At 65.5% G+C, this 25,382-nt stretch carries 23 protein-coding genes; 11 read left to right on the top strand and 12 right to left on the bottom strand.

Annotated elements, in window-relative coordinates; all coding sequences use genetic code 11:
• Positions 1-361: 361 nt before the first annotated feature.
• A complete protein-coding gene (locus tag ACV7JP_RS14590) occupies positions 362-1,339 on the bottom strand; it encodes a GlxA family transcriptional regulator (RefSeq protein WP_457796387.1) in 978 nt (325 codons plus the stop codon).
• Positions 1,340-1,429: 90 nt separating this feature from the next.
• Positions 1,430-2,029 (bottom strand): putative quinol monooxygenase, encoded by a 600-nt coding sequence (locus ACV7JP_RS14585; RefSeq protein ID WP_457796386.1) that lies wholly within the window; start codon positions 2,027-2,029, stop codon positions 1,430-1,432.
• A gap of 386 nt (positions 2,030-2,415) precedes the next feature.
• On the opposite strand from ACV7JP_RS14585, the gene tyrS reads away from it, so the two are divergent.
• The gene (gene tyrS, locus ACV7JP_RS14580) at positions 2,416-3,684 is read left to right on the top strand and encodes a tyrosine--tRNA ligase (protein WP_457796385.1); all 1,269 of its coding nucleotides are present in this window, start codon (positions 2,416-2,418) and stop codon (positions 3,682-3,684) included.
• 94 nt (positions 3,685-3,778) lie between these two features.
• On the opposite strand, the gene ACV7JP_RS14575 is transcribed toward tyrS, so the two are convergent.
• Positions 3,779-7,258, bottom strand: coding sequence for an AsmA-like C-terminal region-containing protein (locus tag ACV7JP_RS14575; protein ID WP_457796384.1), 3,480 nt, complete (start codon positions 7,256-7,258; stop codon positions 3,779-3,781).
• A 261-nt stretch (positions 7,259-7,519) separates the two neighbouring features.
• Here ACV7JP_RS14575 and ACV7JP_RS14570 point away from each other — a divergent pair, with 261 nt between their 5' ends.
• The gene (locus ACV7JP_RS14570; protein ID WP_457799098.1) at positions 7,520-8,005 is read left to right on the top strand and encodes a peroxiredoxin; all 486 of its coding nucleotides are present in this window, start codon (positions 7,520-7,522) and stop codon (positions 8,003-8,005) included.
• A 132-nt stretch (positions 8,006-8,137) separates the two neighbouring features.
• Here the strand turns inward: ACV7JP_RS14570 and ACV7JP_RS14565 are convergent, their stop codons facing one another.
• On the bottom strand, positions 8,138-9,058 hold the full coding sequence (locus ACV7JP_RS14565) for a tetratricopeptide repeat protein (protein ID WP_457796383.1): 921 nt from the start codon (positions 9,056-9,058) through the stop codon (positions 8,138-8,140).
• 145 nt (positions 9,059-9,203) lie between these two features.
• Here ACV7JP_RS14565 and ACV7JP_RS14560 point away from each other — a divergent pair, with 145 nt between their 5' ends.
• The 3 genes from ACV7JP_RS14560 (at position 9,204) to ACV7JP_RS14550 (ending at position 11,651) form a co-directional block, all read left to right on the top strand.
• On the top strand, positions 9,204-9,524 hold the full coding sequence (locus ACV7JP_RS14560) for a YbjQ family protein (RefSeq protein WP_457796382.1): 321 nt from the start codon (positions 9,204-9,206) through the stop codon (positions 9,522-9,524).
• 46 nt (positions 9,525-9,570) lie between these two features.
• Entirely contained in the window at positions 9,571-10,815 is a 1,245-nt protein-coding gene (rnd, locus tag ACV7JP_RS14555; RefSeq protein WP_457796381.1) for a ribonuclease D, read from the top strand.
• 464 nt (positions 10,816-11,279) lie between these two features.
• A complete protein-coding gene (locus ACV7JP_RS14550; protein ID WP_457796380.1) occupies positions 11,280-11,651 on the top strand; it encodes a hypothetical protein in 372 nt (123 codons plus the stop codon).
• Positions 11,652-11,683: 32 nt separating this feature from the next.
• On the opposite strand, the gene ACV7JP_RS14545 is transcribed toward ACV7JP_RS14550, so the two are convergent.
• Complete coding sequence (locus ACV7JP_RS14545) at positions 11,684-12,136, bottom strand: RrF2 family transcriptional regulator (RefSeq protein WP_457796379.1); 453 nt, start codon at positions 12,134-12,136, stop codon at positions 11,684-11,686.
• 76 nt (positions 12,137-12,212) lie between these two features.
• Here ACV7JP_RS14545 and ACV7JP_RS14540 point away from each other — a divergent pair, with 76 nt between their 5' ends.
• The 3 genes from ACV7JP_RS14540 (at position 12,213) to ACV7JP_RS14530 (ending at position 15,056) form a co-directional block, all read left to right on the top strand.
• Positions 12,213-12,578 (top strand): group I truncated hemoglobin, encoded by a 366-nt coding sequence (locus tag ACV7JP_RS14540; protein WP_457796378.1) that lies wholly within the window; start codon positions 12,213-12,215, stop codon positions 12,576-12,578.
• On the top strand, positions 12,575-13,522 hold the full coding sequence (locus ACV7JP_RS14535) for a 2Fe-2S iron-sulfur cluster-binding protein (RefSeq protein ID WP_457796377.1): 948 nt from the start codon (positions 12,575-12,577) through the stop codon (positions 13,520-13,522). Before ACV7JP_RS14540 ends, ACV7JP_RS14535 begins: the two co-directional genes overlap by 4 nt.
• Before the next feature lie 226 nt (positions 13,523-13,748).
• Entirely contained in the window at positions 13,749-15,056 is a 1,308-nt protein-coding gene (locus ACV7JP_RS14530; protein ID WP_457796376.1) for an IS4 family transposase, read from the top strand.
• A 154-nt stretch (positions 15,057-15,210) separates the two neighbouring features.
• Here the strand turns inward: ACV7JP_RS14530 and ACV7JP_RS14525 are convergent, their stop codons facing one another.
• Complete coding sequence (locus ACV7JP_RS14525) at positions 15,211-17,097, bottom strand: ABCB family ABC transporter ATP-binding protein/permease (RefSeq protein WP_457796375.1); 1,887 nt, start codon at positions 17,095-17,097, stop codon at positions 15,211-15,213.
• Between the two features lie 127 nt (positions 17,098-17,224).
• On the opposite strand from ACV7JP_RS14525, the gene ACV7JP_RS14520 reads away from it, so the two are divergent.
• Positions 17,225-17,821, top strand: coding sequence for an LOG family protein (locus ACV7JP_RS14520; protein ID WP_457796374.1), 597 nt, complete (start codon positions 17,225-17,227; stop codon positions 17,819-17,821).
• A 130-nt stretch (positions 17,822-17,951) separates the two neighbouring features.
• Here ACV7JP_RS14520 and cimA read toward each other — a convergent pair whose 3' ends face one another.
• The 5 genes from cimA to cysS all read right to left on the bottom strand — a co-directional run bounded on the left by cimA (position 17,952) and on the right by cysS (position 22,390).
• Entirely contained in the window at positions 17,952-19,544 is a 1,593-nt protein-coding gene (gene cimA / locus ACV7JP_RS14515; RefSeq protein ID WP_457796373.1) for a citramalate synthase, read from the bottom strand.
• Positions 19,544-20,053, bottom strand: coding sequence for a GNAT family N-acetyltransferase (locus tag ACV7JP_RS14510; RefSeq protein ID WP_457796372.1), 510 nt, complete (start codon positions 20,051-20,053; stop codon positions 19,544-19,546). Before ACV7JP_RS14510 ends, cimA begins: the two co-directional genes overlap by 1 nt.
• Positions 20,053-20,187, bottom strand: coding sequence for a hypothetical protein (locus tag ACV7JP_RS14505; protein WP_457796371.1), 135 nt, complete (start codon positions 20,185-20,187; stop codon positions 20,053-20,055). The genes ACV7JP_RS14510 and ACV7JP_RS14505 overlap by 1 nt, the downstream gene beginning before the upstream one ends.
• A gap of 221 nt (positions 20,188-20,408) precedes the next feature.
• Complete coding sequence (locus ACV7JP_RS14500; RefSeq protein ID WP_457796370.1) at positions 20,409-20,762, bottom strand: endonuclease domain-containing protein; 354 nt, start codon at positions 20,760-20,762, stop codon at positions 20,409-20,411.
• 200 nt (positions 20,763-20,962) lie between these two features.
• Positions 20,963-22,390: a cysteine--tRNA ligase gene (gene cysS / locus ACV7JP_RS14495; RefSeq protein WP_457796369.1), complete on the bottom strand. Its 1,428-nt coding sequence runs from the start codon at positions 22,388-22,390 to the stop codon at positions 20,963-20,965.
• A 278-nt stretch (positions 22,391-22,668) separates the two neighbouring features.
• Between cysS and ACV7JP_RS14490 the strand changes: the two genes are divergently transcribed.
• Positions 22,669-23,010, top strand: coding sequence for a hypothetical protein (locus ACV7JP_RS14490; RefSeq protein ID WP_457796368.1), 342 nt, complete (start codon positions 22,669-22,671; stop codon positions 23,008-23,010).
• A gap of 3 nt (positions 23,011-23,013) precedes the next feature.
• Here the strand turns inward: ACV7JP_RS14490 and ACV7JP_RS14485 are convergent, their stop codons facing one another.
• Positions 23,014-23,547 carry a CreA family protein gene (locus tag ACV7JP_RS14485; RefSeq protein WP_457796367.1) on the bottom strand — a complete coding sequence of 178 codons (534 nt, stop codon included), beginning with the start codon at positions 23,545-23,547 and terminating at the stop codon, positions 23,014-23,016.
• A 585-nt stretch (positions 23,548-24,132) separates the two neighbouring features.
• Between ACV7JP_RS14485 and ACV7JP_RS14480 the strand changes: the two genes are divergently transcribed.
• Positions 24,133-25,251 (top strand): DUF2865 domain-containing protein, encoded by a 1,119-nt coding sequence (locus ACV7JP_RS14480; RefSeq protein ID WP_457796366.1) that lies wholly within the window; start codon positions 24,133-24,135, stop codon positions 25,249-25,251.
• Positions 25,252-25,382 lie beyond the last annotated feature (131 nt).

Here is a 25,382-nt window from a genome sequence, read left to right as displayed (position 1 = left end):
TTAACGAAATTATCTGGCCGTCACTTTCGGTTTCGGCCCGCGTGGCGGGCCTGACCGTGCGTCCGAGCGCGCACTCCACGGCGGCGAGGAGATCGCGATAGAGCGCGTCGTCCTCGGGCTGACGAAACCTTCCTCCAGCTAACGGTCGTTTACAGCTTTCTTGTTTGACAATAATGATACCGGCCTTGCCAGCGAGTTTGCCAAACTGGATACAAATTCCGTCAATCAGGAGGCTGGCGGATTACTTTTGGTATGCTGAGAAGTACAGCGAACGGACTTTCGCCATGCAAAGATCGGCGCGCCGCGACCCGTTGCGGCCGGCGCGCCTGCGCCTCGCCCGCCGCTATGGACTCAGCTTTGGCTAAGGCTGCCGAGCGCGGGTCCGGCTGCGATAAGCGGCGGGCGTCATGCCGGAGTATCGATAAAAGGCTCGGCGAAAGCTCGCCGCATCCGAGTATCCGGAATTCGCGGCCAGTTGCTTTACCGAGCAGCTCGTCGTCTCGAGCAGCATTCGCGCCGTTTCGAAGCGGACGCGATCGATGAATTGCTTCGGCGTCTCGCCGGTCGCCTCCTTCAGGCGCCGACTCAATGTTCGATCCGACGTGCCGAGGGCGCGCGCAAGGTCTTGCCCTGTTACAGGATCCTCTCCCGCCCTGCGAACCACATGCTCCGCTTCCAGCACAAAAGAGTTTGCGACAGCCAAATGACTAAGCGGGACATAAGCCGAGCCGGCTGACGGCGTCGTATCGACAACCGCGAAATCCGCCGCGATTTTTGCGGCTTCGGCGCCGCAAAGCGAACGAACGACATGGAGACATAAATCAATCCACGATAGAGGCCCGCCCGAAGTTACGATCCGGCGATCCTCGATCAACGGGGCGCCCCATATGGCCTCCGCTCGCGGATAGCGGCTTCGCAACTCATCGTGCCGCCACCAGGTCGTCGTGCAACGTCGACCATCGAGCAGCCCGGCTTCGCCGAGAATAAACACGCCGCTGCATGAGGCGCATGTCACCGCGCCGCATGCATGTTCGCGCCTTAGCCACGACGATAATGCGCCTATCTGCGGCGATGAGAGAAAATCCGCGTTGCTTTCGCAAAGATAGCCGGGAACGACGATCGCGCTCGAACCCGCGACCGCCGCTATGCTCTTGTCGACATTCAGGCGGCGCCCGCCGCTATCGTCAAACGGCTTTCCGTCGAAAGTCGCCGTCAAAACCTGGAATGGCTGGCGTTTGCCGTCCTTGCTGATCATGTCCGAGCTGAGCCTCAGCATGTCCACTGAACCGACAAATGCGGCGCCGAGACAGCCGTCGAAGCCGAGGACGACAATTTCCATAGTCGAGCCCGCCTGGATCAGAGATGCGTCGCGCCAACGCCAATATCCGCTTGGCTTGCTGGCGCAGCGTAGAATAGCGTTCACTGGCCGTCATTGACCGTTGGGAAGCTTGTCCGCCAAGACACTAATCTTTTCAATTGATGGAGGCCCGACCAACAGATCAGCGGCGTTCGCCATCAGAGCTTTCGCGACTTCTCCCGACAGATGAGCCTCCCGGCCGTTCTCATCCGGAAAAGCGTCGAAAATGCCAAACTTCGACGCGCTCATCTGGATCGCGAACCAGGCCGTCGTATTCGGCTCTGCGTCAACGAGCGGTAGCGCGTCTTTCAGAAAACTAGCCAATTCCTTCTCTTTTCCAGCTTTGGCGTCAAGCGTGACAAGCAGCCCTACCTTAGTCATTCCCGTTTCCCTCCTCACTCGATCCGAACCGCACGCGTCGACGAAGCGATTTGCCGTCATCGACTTATAGGCCCCGAGGAACTCTCTAGCCGAGAAGACCGTGACGACTCCCGCCGTCGCCAAGGAACAGCCAAGCAGGAAGCTGTTCCCGCCAACGCCCGCGCTGTCGTCGGCTACGGCGGCGCTTGCAACGTAAAATGCGGTGACCCAAATCGCGACGATCCAGATCAGGACTGCGGCGGCGTATAGGGCGTCTCCGTTAAGCCGCTTGCCCCTGGCGCTTGTTTCCATGGCGGATTACTCACACGCTCCATCCAGAAGGAGCCTCGGACGCCAAGGTTTAATCGAGACTCCGCCGGACACAGGGCGCCAACCTTGCCGAAATTGGCTTCAAATGCGCCATGCGCAGGAAATCGGGTGAAGGACTTCCTCATACTGAAGAGCCGCCGAAGGCGGCGTCTCGAAGGACGAGGAAGTCCGCTCGAGACGCGTTTTCCTCTCCTTCGTGCTTCGAGACGGCCTCTTCGAGGCCTCCTCAGCATGAAGGAGAGGAAAGCGATCCCTTCACCCTATGTCGGTTTTCTCGCGGCGACAGGGCGCCAATTCCCGCTTTTTCGTAATGGCCGCCCTGGCCGCCGTCTTGCGCGGCGGCCCCCTTGCCCCTATCACCCTGCCCCATGACCTCCGCCAGCGACTTCACGCCAAAATCCGAGTTTCTCCGCACGCTGATCGCGCGCGGCTTCGTGCATCAGTGCTCCGATTTTGCGGGGCTCGACGAAAAGGCCGCCGCCGGGGGACTCGCGGCCTATATCGGTTTCGATTGCACGGCGCCCTCGCTGCATGTCGGCTCGCTGCTGCCGATCATGATGCTCGCCTGGCTCCAGCGCACGGGCGGCAAGCCGCTGCCGCTGATGGGCGGCGGCACGACGCGCGTCGGCGATCCTTCCGGCAAGGACGAAAGCCGCAAGCTGCTCACCGTCGAGCAGATCGACTCGAACAAGGCCTCGATCAAGCGCGTCTTCGAGCGCTTCCTCGCTTTCGGCGACGGCCCGACCGACGCGAAGATGCTCGACAACGCCGAATGGCTCGCGCCGCTCAATTACATCGAGTTCCTGCGCGACGTCGGCCGGCACTTTTCCGTCAACCGCATGCTGACCATGGATTCGGTGAAGCTCCGGCTCGAGCGCGAGCATGAGCTCTCCTTCATCGAGTTCAACTATATGTGCCTGCAAGCCTATGATTTCGTCGAGATCAACCGCCGCCATGGCGCGCTGTTGCAGATGGGCGGCTCCGACCAGTGGGGCAATATCGTCACGGGGCTCGATCTCGGCCGCCGCATGGGAACGCCGCAGCTCTATGCGCTGACCTCGCCGCTGCTGACCACGGCGTCGGGCGCCAAGATGGGCAAGACCGCCGCCGGCGCCGTCTGGCTCAACGCCGACATGCTGTCGCCCTATGACTACTGGCAATATTGGCGCAATACGGAAGACGCCGACGTCGCGCGCTTCCTGAAGCTCTTCACCTTCTTGGCGCTGGACGAGGTCGCCCGCCTCGCGGCGCTCGAAGGGGCGGAGATCAATGAGGCCAAGAAGACCCTCGCCACAGAGGCGACCGCGCTCGTCCATGGCCGCGAGGCGGCGGAGGAAGCAGCCGAGACGGCCCGGCGCACCTTCGAGGAAGGCGCGCTGGCGCTGTCCCTGCCGAAGGCGCCGGTGCCGGCCGAGGAGATCGTCGCCGGGCTCGGCGTGCTCTCGGCCTTCGTGAAGGCCGGCCTCGTCGCGTCAACGGGCGAAGCGCGCCGCCAGATCAAGGCGGGCGGACTAAAGGTGAACGACGTGGTGGTGACGGATGAGCGCGGAACGCTCACCGAAAAGGATTTCGAGAAGGACGGCGTGGCGAAGCTCTCGCTCGGCAAGAAAAAGCACGTGCTGCTGGAACGGAGTTGAGTTTACGCTCCGGCGCGCCGTCGCGGCGGGCGTCAGCGACGAAGCCGCCTATGCTTCTTTTCTGCGCAAAAACTCAGTCGCCGAATGACCGTTCTCACCGCCCGTCCGGCATCCGCGCCGTCCCGTCCAGCACGCCCATGATCTTGCGCATGAGCCCCGGCGCGATCGCCGAGAGCGGGTTGACGTTGACGACCGGCGCGGAGAGCGAGCCGGTCACGCGGTAGTTCAGCGCGAAAATCCCCTCATGCTGTCCGCCGGTGATGACGAGGCCGACGAGGGGAATATTGGAAAGCAGGCTGTTCAGCGCATAGGCCGGCACATAGGAGCCGGAGAGATCCAGCCGGTCGCGCGGGAAGTCGATATAGCCGTCGAAGGTCAGGCCGATCTCGGGACCCGACATCACGCCTTCGCGCACGGAAAGGCGTCCGCCGGCCCAGGTGAAGTTCGATTGCAGCCGCCCGACGCGCACCGAGTCGGGGTCGAAGCGCATGACGCCGCGATCGTCCGCGCGCGACGATCCTCCCTGCGCCATGAGCTGGCGCATGGTCGGCTCGCCCTTCACATAGAAGTCGCGAATGCCGATCGCCCCGTCGGCGCGCCCCTGCCCGAGCAGCACATTGGCGTTCAGCACGCCGTTCTCCATCTTCCGGTAGAGATCGAGAAAGGCCAGAAACGACCCGGCGTCGTTTGTGGAGACGCCGAGCTGCTGCCCGCCGCCCTGCCCGCGCGTCATGGCCACGGCGAGCTGTTCGCGGCCGAAATTGCCGGTAAGCGACACGGCGCGCGGACGGCCGCCCCGGCTCTCGAACTTGAAATCGACATTGGAGAGGATCTGCTTGCCGTGGCCGGTGACGATCGGCGCCTTGAAATCCACATCCACGTCGTCGCCCGCGCTTTTCCCGCCTCCCCCCCTTTCGCCGTCCCCCGAGCGGATCAGCGAGCCGAGCATGGGCCGAGCGTCGAAATTGGCGCCGCGCACGACGATCTTCAGCGCTTCGCCGGAGCGTGAGACGTCCAGGCGCATATCGTCGCCCGGCGAAAGCCGCACGGGCGCCAGCCTGGCCGACCGGAAGGCGCCCTCCTTGCCGAATTCGATGACGCCCTGCGCTTGCGTCGGACCCGCGTCGAAACTGAACTGCTCGAGCGCGATCCCCTCGCCCCGCTTGTTGAGGACGAAGGAAGCCTTTGCAGGCCTCCCCGCCGGCTTGGAGACGCCCGGGATCGGATTGTCGAAGCCCGTTCGCGTCAGGTCGAGCTCGATATGGGTGTTGAGGTCTTCGACCGGCAGCGGGGTTCGGATGATCGCCGCCACCGGCCCGCTGACGCCCGAGATCGCATAGCCCGCGCGCTGGCGCGCCGCCTCATCGAAAGTGAGGGTCATCTGCGCCTGGGCCGGTCCCTTCTCGCCGAAGCCGCGCTTCACGTCGAGCGTGGCGGGCGCGCCGTAGATGCGGCCCGCGCCATAGACCCGCAGGCCGCTGCGATCGGCGATGACGCGCAGCGTCGCGCCCTCCAGCCTTTCCTTGCCGATGAGCTTCTCGATGACGAGATTGCTCGCCGTGGCGTCGATCGCAAAGGTCGTATGCTCGTCACGGGCGTTGTCGCCGATTTCGAAATCGACCCTGAGCCTGCCGTCGACCTGCCCCTTTATCGCGCCGGGCTCCACGGGGATCGTCGCATGCGACGAGATCGCGGGCAGCGAAAGCAGATCGGCGACCGCCTCGACGCTGCCGGCGACCCTGAGGTCGAGCGCCGCCGGCGTCGGGCGCGGGGCATTGTCGGCGACGGCGAAGCGGCCTTCCGAAATGGTCAGGCGCCGCCCTGGGGCCGTTTCCAGCGCGCCGGCGTTCGCGTCGAAGGACACCGTGCGGCCCGTGACGCGAAACCGGCCCGAGACGCCCGTCAGGGGTCCCATGCCGTCGAGCACGCCGACGACCGTCCCATTGGCGATTTCGCCGGCGGCTTCGAGCGACTCGTCGGCCGGAGGGCGCCCGTAGCGCATCGCCGTGAGCGCCGCTTCGTCAAACGCCCCCGCGTAATGGGCGTGTTTGAGAACGCCCGCCGGAACATGATCGACGAACCATGCGCGCACCGGCGCGATCACATGAGTCGGCCAGAGGCGGGCGAGCGCCCGGATTTGCGTATCCTCGACATCGAGCGCGTAGGAGACGCCCAGCGTGTCGCGATAGGTCAGCGCGCCGCTCGAGGCGATCCGCACGTCCGGCCCGGAAAAGGCCAGTCGGTCGAAAATGACGCGGCCTTGCCCGTGCATCGCCCGGGCCTCCAGCACGCCCTCGTCGATCGAGACGACCTTTTCGCTCCCGCGCTCCGGCGCGACCTGCGTCGGCTTTACGAGCCGCAGCGCGACCGTCCAGGCGTCGGCGCCGGGGTCCGCGCCCGCGGGCGGATCGGCGGGCGCCGCCGCCTCCCCGGCGATCGCCATGTCGAAGCCGCCCGCCTTGAACCGAACGGGCGCGATGACGAGCTTGCGCGCGCGCCGGTCCCAGACCGCCTGGGCGGCGATGCGGTCGATCATCACCGGCTCGTGATCGGGATCCTCGAGGCGGAAGAAGCCCTTGCCGATCTCGAACCCGCCCTTCGCCTCGATCACGTTGTCGTCGGGCGCGAGGGAAAAGTTCAGATCGAAGCCGAGAGGCGAATCCGTGTCGAACTGAGTCGTGCGAAAGCCGCCGAGCAGCGAGATTTCGTCGATCGTCAGGTCGCGCACATGCGCGACGAATTGCCGTTCGCGACCCGGCGCGCCCTTGGCGGCCGCCGTCGCCCGCCAGCGGCGCGACGGCCCCGCCGCCGAGAAGCTGAAGCGCATCGCGCCGTCGCCCTTGGTCAGGCTCAGCGCGACGTCCCTGTATTTGATCGTCCGGTCGATGGTGCGATCGTCGATGGTGAGCCGGCCATGCTGCAAGCCCAGCTTGTCGAGAGCGCCGACGGGACTGTCCGGACTCGTCGCGAAATCCATCAAGGCGCGCAGCGCGCCCGCCGCTGTTTTCAGCACCGCCGCGCGCTCGACCGGCGCCGCGGCGGGGCCGGCGGCGGGCGGTGCGATTTTCGGGGCGGCCAACGGATCGGCGCCGGCGGAAAAGGCGACGGTCCCGTCCCTCTGCAGCGAGAGGCGCAGGTCGAGATCGAGCACTTCGAGCCGGCGCGGCTGCACATGCCCGACAAGCAGAGACGGAAGGTCGAGCGAGACTTCCGCGCGCGGCGCGGCGAGCACGGCGCGCCCGCCATTCTTGACGACAAGATGGTCGACCGTCAGCGTCGGACCGTGGTCCGTGCTCGCGAGCGAAGCGCCGCCGAGCTGGAAATCGAAGCGCCCGGCGAAACGATCGTCCAGGGCCGCGACGATGCGAGGCGTCAGCCAGGCGAGGTCGAGAGGTCCCTGCGACAGCAGCAGAAAAAAGGCCCCGATCGCGAGGCTGGCCAGCGCCAGCGCCCCGAGACCGCAGAACGCGACGGCGCGGATCATGCGCCGGGAACGCGCGCGGCGGCGGCGCGGCGGCCGCAAACAAGCCGCCGGCCGGTCGTCGCGATGGTCGCGCGCACTCTGGTCGGTCAAAAACCCTCGCTTCCAGCCTTCGACGTCGGGCGCCGAAAATTAGCGCAATCCGCCATCCGGCGCCCTTGCCCCGCGGCGCCGACTCTGCATTGTTTGACGGGATTCTAAAAGCGGGTACGACGAAAGGAAGGCGCAATGGCGACGAAAGCGTCGACAAAGGAGCCCTCGACCTCCAAATCCACAGCGAAACAGCCTGCGGCCAAGGCGACGGCCGAGAAGCCGGCCAAGAGCGCGGCCCGGGCCGAAAAGCCCGCGCCCGCAATCGCTTCGGCGCCCGCCGTCCCCGGGCTCCGGGAAGGCGATCCGGCTCCCCCCTTCGCGCTTCCCGGCGCCGGCGGCGAGGCGCTCTCCCTTGCGGCGCTCAAAGGCAGGAAGGTCGTTCTCTATTTCTACCCCAAGGACGACACGTCGGGCTGCACCAAGGAAGCGATCGAGTTCAACGCGCTGCGCGACAAATTCGCTAAGGCGAAGACCGTCATTGTCGGCATGTCGCCAGATTCGGTGAAGAGTCACGACAAATTCCGCGATAAATACGAGCTCGCCTTCCCGCTGGCCTCCGACGAAACGAAGGAAACGCTCTCGGCCTATGGCGTCTGGGTCGAGAAGAGCATGTACGGCCGCAAATATATGGGCGTCGAGCGCTCGACCTTCCTGATCGGCGCGGACGGGAAGATCGCGAAGATCTGGCGCAAGGTGAAGCCCGCCGGCCACGCGGAGGAAGCGCTCAAGGCCGCCGAGGAGATTTAAGGGCCCGGACGCCCCCTCTCCACGCACGCGGGGAGAGGGCTGGACTGAGGGGCGGGCCAAATCCGGGCCGATGCGGCTTCGCCCCTCACCCTGATCCTCTCCCCGCTTGCGCGGGGAGAGGGAATATGCGCGTCAATTATGCTCATGCTCGCCGCTCGCCGGCGCGGCGTCGGCGGGCGCGGCGCTCTTGGCGATGATCTTCGCCATGTCGTCGGCGCCCTTCTTCGCCGCGGCGAGATCGGGCTTCAGGGCGAGCGCGGCGTCGTAATCGGCCTTGGCGCGCTCGAAATCCTTCTTGCCGCGCCACGCGTTGGCGCGGTCGAGCAGCGCCGTGACATTCTTGGGGTCGGCCTTGGCGGCGGCGTCGAAATCGGCGAGCGCCTTGTCGAAATCCCCCTTGGCGTAGGCGCAGCCGCCCCTGCCGATCAGGGCCGCGACGAGCTTGGGGTCGCGCTTCAGCGCCTCGGAATAATCGGCGATGGCGCGGTCATGGTCGCCCTTGGCGTGATAGTAATTGGCGCGCGCCGCGAGCGGCGCGGGCGATTTCTTGTCGAGCTTCAGCGCCTCCTCAATGTCGGCGAGGGCCTTCTCCGCCTCGCCCTTTACCCGCCAGGCGGAAGCGCGGGCCATGAAGGCGGCGGCGCTTTTCTTGTCCTTCTCGATGGCCTGGCCATAATCCGCGATGGCCGCGTCGAGGTCGCCCTTGGCGTGCCGCGCCGCGCCGCGCGCGAGCAGCACGACGGCCGAGGACGGATCGACCTCGAGGGCCCTGCCATAATCCTCGATGGCGTGAACATAGTCCCCCTTGGCCTGATAGGCGCCGGCGCGATTCACATAGGCCGCGAGCCGGTTGTGCTTTGATTCCTTGGCGATCTCGGCGATGACTTGCGTGCATCCCGAGATCCGCTCGTCGGAATTGGCCGAACGGCAGAGCTTCCAGCCCGGGCTGACGCCCTCGCGGGGCGCGGCCATGGCCGGAACGCAGGAGGAAAGACCGGCGAAAAGCGCGAACGCCGCCGCCGCGCGGACTGCGCCGAGGGAATGAGCGGACATGAGTGGAATTGGCTCCGTGTCGAAAGAGTGGCGGATTAATCCTACGCGCTTGGTCGACTTTCGCAACGCCAATTATCCGCTGTTTGCGCGGCCCGCCTTGAGCGATACGCTGCGGGCGGGTCACGATTCGCTATGGAGAAGGCCGATGATCGTTTCCACGACAAATGACATTGCCGGCTATCGCGTCGTCAAGCATCTGGGACTGGTGCGCGGCGTCACGGTCCGTTCTCGCTCCGTGGTGGGCAATTTCTTCGGCGGCATCCAGACGATCTTCGGCGGCAAGCTCTCGGTCTACGTCAATCTCGCCGAGGCCACGCGGCAGGAGGCGTTCGACCATATGTGCGAGCACGCCGCGGAGGCCGGCGCCAACGCCATTGTCGGCATGCGCTACGACGCCAACGAAATCATGGACGGCGTGACCGAGGTGCTGGCCTACGGCACCGCTGTGATTGTCGAGCGCGCGTAAGCGAAAGGGCTTCTGCGCGCGGGGGAATCTGGGTAGACTGGCGGCGATGACCCTTCTGACCACAACCGACGAACTGGCCGCCATTTGCGAGCGCTTCTCGCATCACCCCTTTGTGACCGTCGATACGGAATTTCTTCGCGAGACGACCTTCTGGCCGAAGGTCTGCGTGATCCAGATCGCGTCCCCCGACGAGGCGGTGGCGATCGACGCCCTCGCCAACGACATCGATCTGACGCCGTTTTTCGAGCTGATGGCCAATCCGGCGGTCGTCAAGGTGTTCCACGCCGCCCGGCAGGACCTCGAAATCATCTGGCGACTGGCGCGGCTCATTCCCGCCCCGCTATTCGACACGCAGGTAGCCGCCATGGTCTGCGGCTTCGGCGAGCAGGCTTCCTATCTGGAGCTCGTCAAGGCGATCACCCGGGCGAGTCTCGACAAATCCTCGCGCTTCACGGACTGGTCGCGCCGCCCCCTCTCCGCCGCGCAGATCGACTACGCCATCGCCGACGTCACTCATCTGCGCGACATCTACACGACGCTGCGCGCCCGGCTCGAGCGCTCCAACCGGCTCGATTGGCTGGTCGACGAGATGGAGACGCTCACTTCTCCCGCCACCTATGAGCAGCACCCGGAGAACGCCTGGGAGCGGCTGCGCCACCGCGCCCGCAAGCCGCGCGACCTCGCGGTGCTGATGGAGCTCGCCGCCTGGCGCGAGGCCGAGGCGCAGAGCCGCGACGTGCCACGCTCCCGCGTGCTCAAGGACGACGTGCTCATCGAGATCGCCCAGTCGGCGCCGCGCAGTCCCGAGGCGCTGGCGAATCTGCGCTCCTTCCCCAAAGGAATGGAGCGGTCGCGCGCGGCGGCGGACATTATCGTGGCGGTCGAGCGCGGCCTCGCGCGCGACCCGGCCGGCGTTCCGCGCATCGAGCGCGAGCGGCGCGGCTCCAATGGCGCGACCGTCGAATTGCTCAAGGTGCTCCTCCGCCAGGTGACGGAGCAGACCGGCGTCGCGGCCAAGATGATCGCCACGGTCGAGGATCTCGAAGCCATCGCCAATGACGACCGCGCCGACGTGCCGGCGCTCAAGGGCTGGCGTCGGACGATCTTCGGCGAAAAGGCGCTCGAGCTGAAGCGGGGGCGTTTGGCGCTCGCCGTCGAGAATGGCAAGGTCGTCACCTTCGACTGGCATGACGCCGGGTCGGGCGAGGCCCCCGGGACAGCGGACGAAGCCGAGCCCCTGCGCGCCCAGGCTTCCGCCGATTCCGCCGCCGAGACGTCCGCCTCCGGCTGACAATCCGAAATCAGGCCCCAGATAGACATTCGCGCCCACGACTTTCCCGCGCGCGCAAAGGCGGAGGCGCGTGCGACAATCCAGCGCAGTCGCAGGCAACGGCTTCTCGCGAGGCGCGCGGGGCTGAGATTTCCCCGATCAATCATTAGGCAGTCAATAGAATATTTCTATTATATTTCGACACAGCCCCTTGTTCATGCGAGGCTTTTCCACTTCTTGAGCATAAGACGGATTTGATCAGGAGCGAGGCGCCCAAGCTGGGCGCCGTTTTGGGAACATCCCCTTTATAGCTTTATAGATCAAAGCAATAGTCAATTTTTTTGCACCGCGTCATTGAAATGCTGCAGCGCGATGCTACCTTTGTCTCAACGACGGAGGCCGCCGGTCCGACTGGCGAAGGACTGCGCGCGGAGCGGCTTGCAGAGCGCTTTCTTCTCCTCGTTCATAGAAGAAAGGAATAGATCATGAAAACACGGTATATCGCAACGGCGCTCGGCGGCGCTCTGGCCCTCGCGGCTGCGACGCCCGTGTCGGCCGCGGACGCCTGGTCGGAGACGACGATGAAGCCGCTGGCGGCGACAAGTCTGGACGCCGGGGCGGCGCATGTCGTGAGCTATTTCCAGCCGGTCAACGGCGCCTGCCGCCTCACCATGATGATCGCCGACCAAGAGATGGAGACGAAAGGCGGCTCTCCGACCCGCGTGCAGATGACGGTCGAGCCCGGGCGCGCCGCCTTTGTCGACGACGCGGACGGCAAGTCGTCGCGCTTCACCTGCCTCTACGGCGCGGAGGCGATGAGCGTCGTGCGCGTCAACCGCATGGCCCTTGCGCGATAAATGGCTCAGACGGCCGCCTGGCGGCCGTCCGATCAATCAGGCGGCGGCGCGGCCGCGAGTCCGAGTTTGGCCGCGACGCCCTGCGACGAATCCAGAACATCCGCGAGCGTGTAGCGGTCCAGCACCGCGAATAGCGCGCCCAGCGATTCGTTGAAGACGCGCTGCAGGCCGCACGCGCCGAAGATCACGCAGCCATTCTGACCCGCGCCCAGGCATTCCGACCGAGCGAATTCCGGCTCGAAAAGGCGCAACAGTCCCCCGATCGTAACCTCCGCCGGCGACACTGCGAGCCGCAGGCCTCCGCTTCGTCCACGAGTCGCGCTGATGAGTTTCAGCCGCGCCATTTCCTGCACGACCTTCCGCAAATGGTGCTCCGAAGCGCCGAAAGCGGTGGAAATTTGCGGGATCGTGGCGCCATCCTCTCCGGCAACCCCCAAGAAAATCAACGTCCGGAAGGAGAGATCGGCATGTGTCGTCAAGCGCATCTGTGGCTCTATACAAAGGTTGCGGGCGTCGGCTATAAAGAGGTATCAAAAATACTTCTTTAGGGAGAAGAACGCCATGTCCAGCCTTTATGAACGTATTGGGGGCGAGGCCGCCGTCAACGCCGCAGTCGATCTGTTCTATCGCTACGTCCTTTCCGACGGCCGCATTGCGCGCTTCTTCGAGGGCGTGGATATGGACCAGCAGATCGCCAAGCAGAAGTCGTTCCTTACCATGGCTTTCGGCGGTCCCAACAAATATACGGGCCTCGACATGCGCAATGCGCATAAGAGCCTCGTCGCCAAGGGCCTGAACGACTCCCATGTCGACGCCGTGCTCGAAAATCTCGGCCGCACGCTGCGGCAGCTCGGCGTCGGCGATCCGGAGGTCAAGGAAGTCCTCGCGCTCGCCAATTCCGTGCGCGACGACGTTCTGAGCCGTTGACCCTTCTTGCCTATAAGGATCGCCCGGTCGATATCGCGCCGGGCGAAACCGTCCTCGACGCCCTGCTGCGCGCGGGCGTCGAGGCGCCCTATTCCTGCCGCGCCGGCAATTGCCAGACCTGCCTGCATCGCGCGGTCGAGGGAACGCCGCCGACGGAGTCGCAAAAGGGCCTGACCGAGGCGCAAAAGGCGCTCGGCTACTTCCTGCCCTGCGTCTGTCAGCCGACGTCTCCGCTCGTCGTCGCGCCCGTGGACGACGCCGGCGCCGCGCTCGAGGCGACGGTGCGCGAGATCGCGCCGCTTTCCCACGATGTCGTGCGGCTTCGGATCGAAACCGAGAATTTCGCCTATCGGCCCGGCCAGTTTCTGGAGTTGATCGCGGCCGGCGACCTCAAGCGCCATTATTCGCTCGCGAGCCATCCGGAGGAAGACCCCTTCCTGGAAATGCATATCCGTCTGCATCCCAACGGCCGCATGAGCCGGCATCTGACGGAGACGCTTGACGCGGGCCATAAGCTCCATGTCGCCGGGCCGCGCGGAACCTGCTTCTACGCGGGCGTCGACAAGGATCAGCCGCTGACGCTGATCGGCGCCGGCACTGGACTGGCCCCGCTCTACGGAGTGCTGCGCGACGCGCTGCGGCAGGGCCATAGCGGGCCGATCCGGCTCTATCACGGCGCGCGCGAACGCAAGGGCCTCTATCTGTCGGAAGAGCTGGAGGCGCTGGCGAAGGCGCGGGACAATGTCGAATATATCCCGGCCACGCTCGACGCCGGCGCCGACGTGGCCGCGCTGGCCCTCGAAGCGGAAGCGTCGCGCGCCGCGCATTCCGCCTTTTTCCTCTGCGGGGGCGACGCCCTCGTCAAGCGCCTGAAGCGCGACCTCTTCATGAGCGGCGCGAGCCTGAAGGCGATCCGGTCGGACGCGTTTACGCCGGCGGCGTAAACAAAGGTTGCGAGCGCGGCAATCCGGAACCACGATGGCGCTTCTGGATTGCTTCGTCGCTAGCGCTCCTCGCAATGACGACGGACACAGGTCGCGAACCACTTCCCCTCTCCCCGTGCAAACGGCTACCGCATTCACACATCTTGGTTGCATGTGGCCTGGGCGTCTGATTCCATTTGAAGGAATTCGGAGGGACGGACGATGGACGGACGGACGCTGGGTCGCTTTGGCGACGCGCGACTGGAAAAAGGGGGCCTTTCTGCTTTCCCGGCTGGTGGCGGAGGGCGGCGGGGGCATACGCATTCGTCGGCTCGGCGGCGACCGGGCCGGTGAGATCAGGATCACGCGCTTTCTTCGCAATCGGGCGGTGACCGGCGCGGAGATGTTCGCCACGGCGGCCGCGCGCGCGTCGGCGCGTTGCGCCGGGCGCGCGGTCCTGGCGATACAGGACACGACGGTCGTCAAGTCCGGGGGCGGCGGCGGGCTCTATCTGCATCCGACCCTCGTCGTCGACGCCGAGGACGGTTCGATCGTGGGTCTGGCGCACGCGCAGTTCCTTGAACGCGCGACGGGACGCAAGGCGGATCGGCGTCAGCGGCCGATCGAGGACAAGGAAAGCCGGCGCTGGCTGGAGGGCGCGGCGGCGGCGAAAGTTTGCGCTTCGGCGCGCGAGGTCACGGTCGTGGCCGATCGCGAGAGCGATATTTATTCCGCCTTCGCGCGGCGCCCGCCGGGAGTTCACCTCCTCGTGCGCGCCGCGCAGGACCGCGCGCTGGAGGATGGCGAGCGGCTGTTTGCGCGCCTGGATGCGCTGGAGGAGGCCGGGCGGGCGACGCTGTCGCTTCCGGCGAGGCCCGGACGGCCGGCGCGCGAAGCGACACTGGCCGTCCGGCATGGGCGCTTTGATCTCGCGCGGCCCCGGAACGGCGCGGCCCAGAACGACCCCTCGACGATCGCGGTCCATCTCGTCGACGTGCGCGAGATCGACCCGCCCCCAGGCGAAAACGTCCATTGGCGTCTGATCACGACGCGCCCCGTCGACCGCCTCGCGCAAGCGCTCGAGGTCGTCGATCTGTATCGACGCCGTTGGGCGATCGAGCAGTTGTTCCGCACGATGAAGACCGGCGGCTTCGACATCGAGGCCGTGCGGATGGAAGACGACGCGCCGCGCCAGACCCTGGCGGCCGCGACGTTGATCGCGGCCGTGACGATCCAACAACTCGTCCACGCCCGGGACGGCGGCGATCCGCAACGTCTGCGCCCGCTCCTCGACGCCTTCGAGCCCAAGGACCAACCGCTGCTGGAAGCCTATTGCGCCACCCTCGAAGGCAAGACGCAGCGTCAGAAGAACCCACATCCGCGAGGGTCCCTGGCCTATGCGTCCTGGGTGCTCGCCCGCCTCGGCGGCTGGACCGGCTATTACGGAAAACCCGGTCCCGTCGTCATGCTCGCCGGATGGCTCAAATTCCAGCACGGAAAATACGCCATCGCCGTCACCCAACCAACGCCGCCGCTAACCAACACAGATGTGTGAATCTGCTAGGTGCAAACGGGGAGAGGGTTAGGGTGAGGGGCAAAGCCGTATCGAGGCGCTGGCCCACATCGCGAAACATCCACTATTCCGTCTGCCCCTCACCCCAGCCCTCTCCCCGCAGGCGGGGAGAGGGAGCGTCGCTCGCGGATCGACATTACTCCGCCTCCGCTTCCTCCCGCTCCGCCTCCATAAGCTTCGCCCGCGCCTCCGCCGCCTCGCGCTGGCGGTTCCACATGCCGGCGTAATGGCCATTGAGCGCCAGCAGCTCCGCATGGCGGCCGCGCTCGACGATGCGGCCATGGTCGAGGAAGAGGATTTCGTCGGCGTCCACCACCGTCGAGAGGCGATGCGCGATCACGAGCGTCGTGCGGCCTCTGGCGACGCGGCGCAGCGCCTCCTGGATCTCGTGCTCGGTGAAGCTGTCGAGCGCCGAGGTGGCTTCGTCCAGGATCAGGATCGGCGGGCCTTTCAGGATCGTGCGGGCGATGGCGACGCGCTGCTTCTCGCCGCCCGAAAGCTTCAGCCCGCGCTCGCCGACCTGCGCCTCGTAGCCGCCCGGAACGCTGCGGATGAAGCCGTCGATCTGCGCGAGACGCGCGGCCTCGCGCACTTCCTCGTCCGTCGCGTCCCACCGGCCGTAGCGGATATTGTAGCCGATGGTGTCGTTGAACAGCACCGTGTCCTGCGGCACCATGCCGATCGCCGCGCGCAGGCTCGTCTGCGTGACGTCGAGAATGTCCTGCCCGTCGATCGAGATGCGCCCGCCCTGCGGCTCGTAGAAGCGGAACATCAGGCGCGAGATGGTGGATTTGCCGGCGCCCGACGGTCCGACGATGGCGATGGTCTGGCCGGGCTCCGCCGTGAAGCTCACGCCCTTCAGGATCGGCCGGCTCGCTTCGTAGTGGAACTGGACATTGTCGAAAACAATGCGCCCTTCCCTCACGACAAGCGGCTTCGCGCCCGGCTTGTCGGAAATCTCGGGATTCTGCGAGAGAATGCCGAACATCGTCTCAATGTCGATGATCGCCTGACGCACCTCGCGATAGAAGGTGCCCATGAAATTCAGGGGCTGCGCGAGCTGGATCATCATGGCGTTGATGAGCACGAAATCGCCGATCGTGTTGCGTCCGTCGCGAACGCCGTAGACGCACATGACCATCATGATCGTGACGCCAATGATGTAGATCACCGTCTGGCCGGCGTTGAGAACGGCGAGCGACACATAGGAATGCGTCGACGCCTTCTCGTAAAACGCCATCGACTTGTCGTAGCGCGCCGACTCGCGCGCTTCCGCCGAGAAATATTTCACCGTCTCGTAATTCAGCAGGCTGTCGATCGCCTTCTGGTTCGCGTCCGTGTCGCTCTCATTCATCTTGCGCCGGATCGCGATGCGCCAATTGGTGGCGAGCGTCGTATAGGCGAAATACGCGCCGAGGGTGAGGATGAGCACGGCGCCGTAGCGCCAGTCGAACTGGTAGAGAAAGACGCCGAGAACGAGAACCATCTCGATCGCCGTCGGCGCGCCGGTGGACATGACGAGCCGCGCCAGCGTCTCGATGGCGTTGCGGCCGCGCTCCAGAACGCGCGTCAGGCCGCCCGTCTTGCGGCTAATGTGAAAGCGCAGCGACAATTCGTGCATATGCACGAAAAGGTCGGTCGCCAGCCGCCGCACGGCGTGCATCGCCACGGCCGCGAAAATGCCGTCTCGAGTCTGCATGAGAATGACGGAGACGATGCGGACCGCGCCCATCAGCAGCGTGAAACCCACGGCGCCGAGGCCAATGGCGGTCGCCGCGCCCGCTCCGCTTTCCGCCAGCGCGTCGGTCGCCCATTTGAAGGCGTAGGGCGTCATGGCGTTGAAGAGCTTGCTCACGAAAAGAAGCACGAAAACGACCGCGACGCGCCGCTCGAGATCGGCACGCCCGCGCGGCCAGATATAGGGCCACAAATGGCGGATCGTCTTGAGAAGCGAGGCTTCGGAAAGGGAAGCGTCTTGCGGTCCGAGCGGAGAGCTCGGAGCGCGTTGGCCAATTCTGAGCATTCGGGGTCCGACGGTGACTGAAAGGGCGCCTCGGCGAAGGAGGCCTGAGCGTCATATAAGACCTTTAGCCTTCTTGCGCACCCCGCTTGACAGGAGGCCCGCAGGCGCCAGTTGACGGATGAGAGTTATGCAGAAAATCAAGGACATTTGCGTCTACTGCGGCTCCGCCAAGGGAGACGACCCGCGCTACGCCATAGCCGCGGAAACTTTCGGACGGACGCTGGCGAAGGCCGGCGTCGGGCTCGTCTTCGGCGGCGGCTCCTGCGGCCTCATGGGGGTCGCGGCGCGCGCGACGCTCAACGCCGGAGGCCGGGTGACGGGCGTCATTCCCGCCTTTCTCGACAAGCGCGAGATCGCGCTGCAGGGAATTACCGACCTCATCGTCGTCGAGGACATGCATACGCGAAAGCGCCTCATGTTCGAGAAGTCGGACGCCTTCGTCGCGCTGCCGGGCGGCGTCGGCACGCTGGAGGAGCTGACCGAGCAGCTCACCTGGATCCAGCTCGGGCGCCACACCAAGCCGCTCGTCATCGTCGACATTGGCGGCTTCTGGCGCCCGCTGCTCACGCTCTTCGCGCATATGCACAATTCGGGATTCATCCGCGAGGGGTACGACGTGCGCTACATGGTGGCGGAGCGCGTGGAGGACATTCTGCCGATGATCATGACCACCGCGCGCCGAACCCCGGAGATCGCGGAGACGGAGGTGACGGAAAGGATGTGACGCCGCTTCACGGGAAGCCGCACCGTCATTGCGAGCGCAGCGAAGCAATCCAGGGCCCCGATGCGACTCTGGATTGCTTCGCTCCGCTCGCAATGACGACAAAGCGACATGGCGACGGGTGGGGCCCGCCCTACTTCGCTCCCGACACAAGCAGCTTGTAATTGATCGCGTCGACGATCGCCTCGAACGAGGCGTCGATCACATTCGCCGACACGCCCACCGTCGACCAGCGATCGCCCTCGCCGTCCGCGCATTCGACGAGCACGCGCGTCACGGCGTCCGTGCCGCCCTGGAAGACGCGGACGCGATAATCCACGAGCCGCACGTCATCAATATATTTTTGGTAGGCGCCGAGATCCTTGCGAAGCGCCAGATCGAGCGCATTGATCGGGCCATTGCCTTCCGCCGCCGAGATTCGCGTCTCGCCATGCACGGCGATCTTCACGATCGCCTCGGCGCCGCGATCCTCGAAGCCGTTGCGCGCGAAGCGGCGATCCACCGCGACGCTGTAGCGCTCAATGTCGAAATAATGCGGCGCCTCGCCCAGCACGCGCTTGGCGAGCAGGAAGAAAGAGGCGTCGGCGCCTTCATAGGCGTAGCCCTGCGCCTCCTTCTCCTTCACCTCGTCGAGAAGGCGCGAAAGGCGCGGATCGTCCTTGTCGAGATGGACGCCCAGGCGCGTCAGCTCCGAAAGGATGTTGGAGCGCCCCGCTTGATCGGAAACCAGCACGCGGCGCCGATTGCCGACGCTCTCCGGCGTCACATGCTCATATGTGCGCGGATCGATCATCACGGCGGATGCGTGAATGCCCGCCTTGGTCGCGAAGGCGCTGGCGCCGACATAGGGCGCGTGACGGTTCGGCGCGCGGTTGAGCAGCTCGTCCAGCGCATGGCTGATGCGCGTGAGATAAGTGAGCTTCTCGCGCGTCACGCCGATCTCGAAGCGCGCGGCGAACTCGTCCTTCAAGAGCAGGGTCGGGATGATCGTCGTGAGATTGGCGTTGCCGCAGCGCTCGCCAAGCCCGTTGAGCGTGCCCTGAATCTGCCGCGCCCCCGCGCGCAGCGCCGCAAGCGAATTCGCGACCGCCTGCCCGGTGTCGTCATGGCAATGCACGCCGACATTGGCTCCCGGAATGACCTTCACGACCTCCGCGACGATGCGCTCGACCTCGTGCGGCAGCGTTCCGCCATTGGTGTCGCAGAGCACGACCCAGCGCGCGCCCGAGTCGAACGCGGCTTTCGCGCAGGCGAGCGCATAGTCGGGATTCGCCTTGAAGCCGTCGAAGAAATGCTCGCAATCGACGGCGACTTCCTTCTTCCTCGCGACGGCGAGGCTTACGGATTGCGTAATGCCTTCGAGATTGTCCTCTTCCGTGGAGCGTAAGGCGACCTTGACCTGATAATCCCAGCTCTTGGCGACGAAGGTCACCGCATCCGCCGCGCTGTCGAGCAGCGCCGCGACGCCGGGATCGTTCTCGACCGAACGGCCCGGACGCCGCGTCATGCCGAAGGCGGAAAAGCGCGCTGCGATCTTCGGCCGGCGCGCGAAGAATTCCGTGTCCGTCGCATTGGCGCCGGGATAGCCGCCCTCGACATAGTCGATCCCGAGCTCGTCGAGCATGGCGGCGATCTGCCGCTTGTCGTCGAGCGAGAAATCGACGCCCGTCGTCTGCGCCCCGTCGCGCAGCGTCGTGTCGTAAAGCGTGACGCGTTCCTTGGTCATCAATGCGGTCCCGAGGCGGGCGGCGCCGCCAGATCCTTGGTCATTGTCGTATTGCCGAGCCATTCGCCGCCGATGGTCACGGTGTTGCGGCTTTGCGCGGCATAGCCCCGCGCGGCGAAAAAGTCGCGTGCGGCGTCGGAGGCTTCCACGGTGAGCTTCTTCGCGCCGCGCGCGCCCGCGAGCTTTTCGATGGCGTCGGCGAGCGACGACCCCACGCCCTGCCCCGCGAGATCGGGGCGCACATAGAGCATGTCGAAAAGCGTATTGTCCTTCAGGGAAGCAAAGCCGGCGATCTCGCGGCCGACAAGCGCAACGATGGTCAGCGCGCTCGCAAGCTTCGCGGCGAAGGCCCTTTCGTCATCGGCCGCCGACGCCCAGGCCTCGCGCTGGTCGTCGCTGTAATCCTCGGCCGTCAGCTCCTCGACGCTCGCGCGAAACAGCGCGGCGAGCGTGGCCGCGTCGCTTGGCAGAAAAGGCCGAAGCCCCGGCGAACCCCCGCGCGGCGCCATCAGACGACCTCGAAGGCGCGCAGCAAATGCCAGGCGATGAAGGCCGCGCCCGCGAGCACGGCCACCTTGAAGATGAGATAGACCGCCCAATGGCGCTTGAACGGCAGCGTATTTTTCCAGTCGTCGTTGGACATGGCTTGCTCCCTCTATTCCGCGTCTCGGATACTCCCCACCCGGCCCGCTTTGCGGGCCACCCTCCCCGTAAAGGGGAGGGATTTGAGCGCCGAGATCGCGGTTCGAACTGAACGGCTGATGCGGCTTCGGGTCTGCGTTGTGATCGACAATGCTGATGCAGTCCAATCCCTCCCCCTTGCGGGGAGGGTGGCGCGCGAAGCGCGACGGGTGGGGGCCGGCATCACGCCTCCTCCCGAATATTCTCACGCGCCCGCGCTAAGATTGTCTCCACGACGCCGTGCAGGTTCGAATCCACTTCCGGGTTCCAGAACCTCAGCGTACGAAACCCGTTCTCAGCGAAATGCGCGTCGCGCCGCCCGTCGTGGCGCAGGCCTTCTTCATCCGCATGCTGCGAGCCGTCGATCTCCACGATCATCCTGTGCTTAAAGCAGACGAAGTCGAGAATGTAGCCGTCGACCGGCGCCTGACGACGGAAATGGAAGCCTTCCGGCCGCAGCTTGCGTAGCTGCGCCCAGAGCTTCACCTCCTGCGGCGTCATGGTCTTGCGCAGAGCGCGGGCGCGAGCGACGGACATGGCTTAGAACCCCACCCGGCCCGCTTCGCGGGCCACCCTCCCCATAAAGGGGAGGGATGGGACTGCATCGGCGTCGTCATCAACATTACAGTCGCACAACTGCATCAACATCGCAGAAAAGGCGCCACTGAGCGGGCTCCAATCCCTCCCCCTTGCGGGGAGGGTGGCCCGCGAAGCGGGCCGGGTGGGGTCCGCCGCGCTCACCGCTTCACCTCCCACGTCGTCGTGCCGTCCTTATTGTCCTTGAGCGCAACGCCCATGGCGGCGAGTTCGTCGCGAATCCGGTCGGACTCGGCCCAGTTCTTGGCGGCGCGGGCGGCGAGGCGAGCTTCAATAAGGGTTTGCACCTTTTTCGACTCGTCCTCGTCTAGAGTCACTTTGTTCCATGTCGGATCATAGATGCCGACCAACCCAAGAACGCCAAGGCAGAAACGTAGCTTTGCAGCCGACCGGCTAATTTCTTCCGCTGTGGCCAATTTGCCCTCGCCAAGACGCGAGTAGCCCGCGATCACACCCACGTGTGTAAGGGTATGCATCTGGGCTACTGCATCGGGGGTATTCAAATCGTCGCTCATTGCTTCGAGAAAGCTGGTATGTTCGACTGACTCCGTAGCGCGAAGCGCGTAGCCACGCCATCGCAGGAGCGTCTTCTCCGCCTCCTCCAGCGCCTTCACCGTCCAATCGATCGGCTGCCGGTAATGCGTTCGCAACATCGCGAGCCGCAGCACCTCGCCCGGCCATTTCCGTCCGCCGAATTTCTCCGTATGCAGCAGCTCGTGGATCGTCACGAAATTCCCCAGGCTCTTGGACATCTTCTCGCCCTCGACCTGCAGAAATCCGTTATGCATCCAGTAATTCGCCATCACGTCGCGGCCGAAGGCGCAGCAGCTTTGGGCGATCTCGTTTTCGTGATGCGGAAATGCCAGATCGATGCCGCCGCCGTGAATGTCGAAGGTTTCGCCGAGATGCGCCCAGGACATGGCCGAGCATTCGATATGCCAGCCCGGGCGTCCCCTGCCCCAGGGCGAGTCCCAGCCGGGCTCGTTCTCCCTTGACGGCTTCCATAGGACGAAATCCATGTCGCCGCGCTTATAGGGCGCGACGTCGACGCGCGCGCCGGCGAGCATTTCGTCGAGCGAGCGGCGCGACAGGCGGCCATAGGCCGGCATGGACGGCACGTCGAAGAGCACATGGCCGTCGGCCGCATAAGCATGGCCCGTCGCGATCAGCTTCTCGATGATGGCGACCATCTGCGCAATATGCTCGGTCGCGCGCGGCTGCACATCCGGCGCCAGGCAGCCCAGCGCCGTCACGTCCTCCTGGAAGACCCTGTTGGTCTCTTCCGTCAGCTCGCGAATGGTAATGCCGCGCTCGGCGGCGCGGGCGTTGATCTTGTCGTCGACATCCGTGATGTTGCGGACATATTTCACATGCCCGGCGCCGTAGAGATGACGCAGCAGCCGATAAAGCACGTCGAAGACGATGAGCGGCCGGGCGTTGCCGATATGGGCGAAGTCATAGACCGTCGGCCCGCAGACATACATGCGCACATTGGCGGGATCGATGGGGCGGAACGGCTCCTTCGTTCGCGTCAGCGTGTTGTAGATTTTGAGCGCGGGCGTCGACATGAAAACCTCGGTAGGCCAGCCTGGCCGGCGCGTTTCATGTCGTTTGCGTTGACGTGACGGCTCCGGCCAGCATTGGTCGCTAGCTGATGATGATCCAGCCGCGAATTCGGCAGTTGAGCGTCATGAGAGCGACCATGCGCCCGAAAGCGCCGTTCCGTCAAGCGCGCTGTTGCGCCGCCGCATTGAGGCGGGATCGTGGCGACTTAACGCATATTTTACTGCGCCGGGCTACCTCTTCGAGACGCCGCCCGCCGGGACGGCGCCTCACGGGCGGGGCCATGTTCATCATCTCGTCGAAATACGAAAAATCATCCCTTTGGCCGCGCGTCGCCGCGCCGCTCGTCGCCGGCCTGCTGGTCTCCGCCGCCTATCATTCCAATGTCCAGGCCGCGCCGATGGCGACCTATGTGGTCTCCGACCAGGACGGCTACGGCGTCATGGAGTGCCTGACCCAGAAGTCCGCCTGCGGCAAGATCGTCGCCGACGCCTGGTGCGAATCCCACGGCCACGGACCGTCCCTGGCCTATGGCCGCGCCGAGGACATTACCGCCTCCATCACCGCCGACGCGCCGCGCCAGCCGGCTCAGCCCGGCGCGGCGGTCGTCTCCTGCTCGGAATAAGGGCTATCTCACCCAGTCGGCGCATTTGGCGGGCTCCGCCCCGCCCCAGGGCTGGATCGCCACGGTGGCGGTGGAGTTCTCGGGCGAGCCCTCGACCAGCTTGTCTGAATAGACCATGTAAACAAGCATGTTGCGCTTGACGTCGCAGCCGCGCGCAATGTGCATCTGCTTGAAGAGCAGCGACCGGCGCTCGCTGATGACGAGATCGCCCTGGCTGAACTTTTCCTTCTCCTTGCCCGCCCGCAGCCTGATCGGCCCATATTGGCTGCAGGCGAGCGAGACTTCCGAGGTCTGCTCCGCGACGCCGAACATGCCGGCGACGCCGCCCTTCTCATGCGCCGTATAGGTGCAGGCGACGCCGTCGATCAGCGGGTCGTCGACGACATAGGTCGCCAGCTTGTCGTTGGGCGTCAGCAGCTTGAAGTCGGTCGACTTGCGGAAGATGAGGTCCGGTCCCTCCTGCGCGGAGGCCGCCCCCGCGGCGAGGAGCGCGGCGAAGGCAACCGGAACAATCGCGAAAAATCTGCAAGTCTTCATAAGGCGACCCTCCAATGGCGTCGGGGCGGATATGGGCGAAGACCGCGCTCAATGGAAGGGGCGCCGCTGCGACGCAGCAAAAAATTGAGCCGCGGCGTCCCGGATCGCGCGGAGGCGCCCGATTGCGAAAAGGCGCCGATTCCCGAGTTTGGAGCGCGCATCCCGCAAGAGGCCGGCTCCCGCTTCTTCGCCGCGCGTTCTAAGGGCTTTCCGCAGTTTCGAGCGCCCGCCTTGTTGCCGACATGATGCGGGGGAGAATCGGGGGTCATCGGGTGAAGGGTCGTTTTCCTCTTCTTCATCTGAGGACGCCCCTGCAAGTCAGGCTTGTCCGACTTGAGAAACGAAGGAGAGGAAATACGTCCCAGGTGAACGTCCTTCGAGACGCCGCCTGCGGCGGCTCAGCAAGTTCCTCGCCCAGTCGCCCTGGGCAAACGCCCATGGATTGATCGGCGGCGCAATTCAGCGAATATGGCCAAGAACGCGCGCCGCGATTCCTGGACTTGGACCCGTCGCGCGGAGAGGCTCGAAGATCGCCCCGCGCCGGGCCGGCAGCCGGAGCACGAGATGAGGCCGACCTTGGGGCCAATGATTTTCCGCAGATTCCTCGTTTCCGCGCTGGGCGCGGCGCTTCTGCTCGGCCTTGCCGCTCCCCGGGCGGCGCAGGCCGAAAGCGCCTATTGCACGGATCTGCGCGCCCAGATCGCGAAGGCGGGGGCGGAGGGCCTGCAGGCCCGCTATCGCGCCGCCGCCGTCAGGCAGCGCGCCGAATATGGCAAGCTCGCCGCCCGCGCCCGCGCCATGGGCTGCGACCGCGAGCAGTTTCTGTTCTTCGGCGATCCGCCGCCGCCCCAATGCGGCGCGGTCAACGCCCGGCTCGGCGCTCTCCAGGGCAGCATCGCCGCCTATGACCAGGGCGCCGCCGACGACAGCCAGAGACAGGCGCTCATGGCCCGCTACGAGGTGGATTGCCGCAATCAGCGCGTAATCTCCGCCCGCGAGCCGCAGCCCAAGAGCTTCTTCGAGGAGCTGTTCGGCGTCGGCGCGCCGGATCAGACCACGGGTCTGCGCGAAGTGCCGGTCGGCCCGAGCGACGAGACGCTCGACCCCAATTATGACGGCGAGGGCGAACAGATCGACCAGCGCCCCCAGGGCGGACCCATGGCGATCTGCGTGCGCGCCTGCGACGGCGGCTTCTTCCCGATCACCTATTCCGCCAAGAGCTCTCAGCTCGACGATCTCAACGCCTTCTGCAAGGCCATGTGCCCGGGCGCGGAAGCGAAGCTCTACACGCAATCGCAGTGGAAGGGCCTCGATTCCGCGGTCTCCATCGACGGCGAGCCCTATTCGGACCATCCCAACGCCCGGAAATTCGAGAAGCGCTACGATCCTTCCTGCGGCTGCAAGCCGGCGGGCCAGAGCTGGACGGAGGCGCTCGCGGAGGCGGAGCGCATGCTCGCCGAGCGCAACAAGAAGGACCAGATGGTCACCGCCGAGCAGGCGGAGCAGATGTCGCGGCCGATCGCGCCCGGCGATCCGCGCTGGAAAAAGCCGGACGCATCGGCCGCGGCGTCGCCCCCGATCATGGGAGAGAGCCTGCGCGGCGCGCAAGGGAGCGTGACGACCGGCGGTCCGGAAGTCTACCGCGAGGTTGTCGGGCCGGACGGCGTGAGACGCCGCGTGCGCGTCGTGGCGCCGACCTTGTAAAGAGCGCGCCAACGGATCGTCCCCCTCTCCCCGCTTGCGGGGAGAGGGGCAAAGCGGCACAACGAACTTTATCGATTACTCTAGCAATTCCCGGCGTTCACGAAAGATTGCGTCTCTGCCTCGCCCCAACC

Source organism: Methylocystis sp. S23, assembly GCF_054106005.1.
The sequence above is the reverse complement of the archived record's forward strand: the minus strand, read 5'-3'. Positions and strand labels throughout refer to the sequence as shown.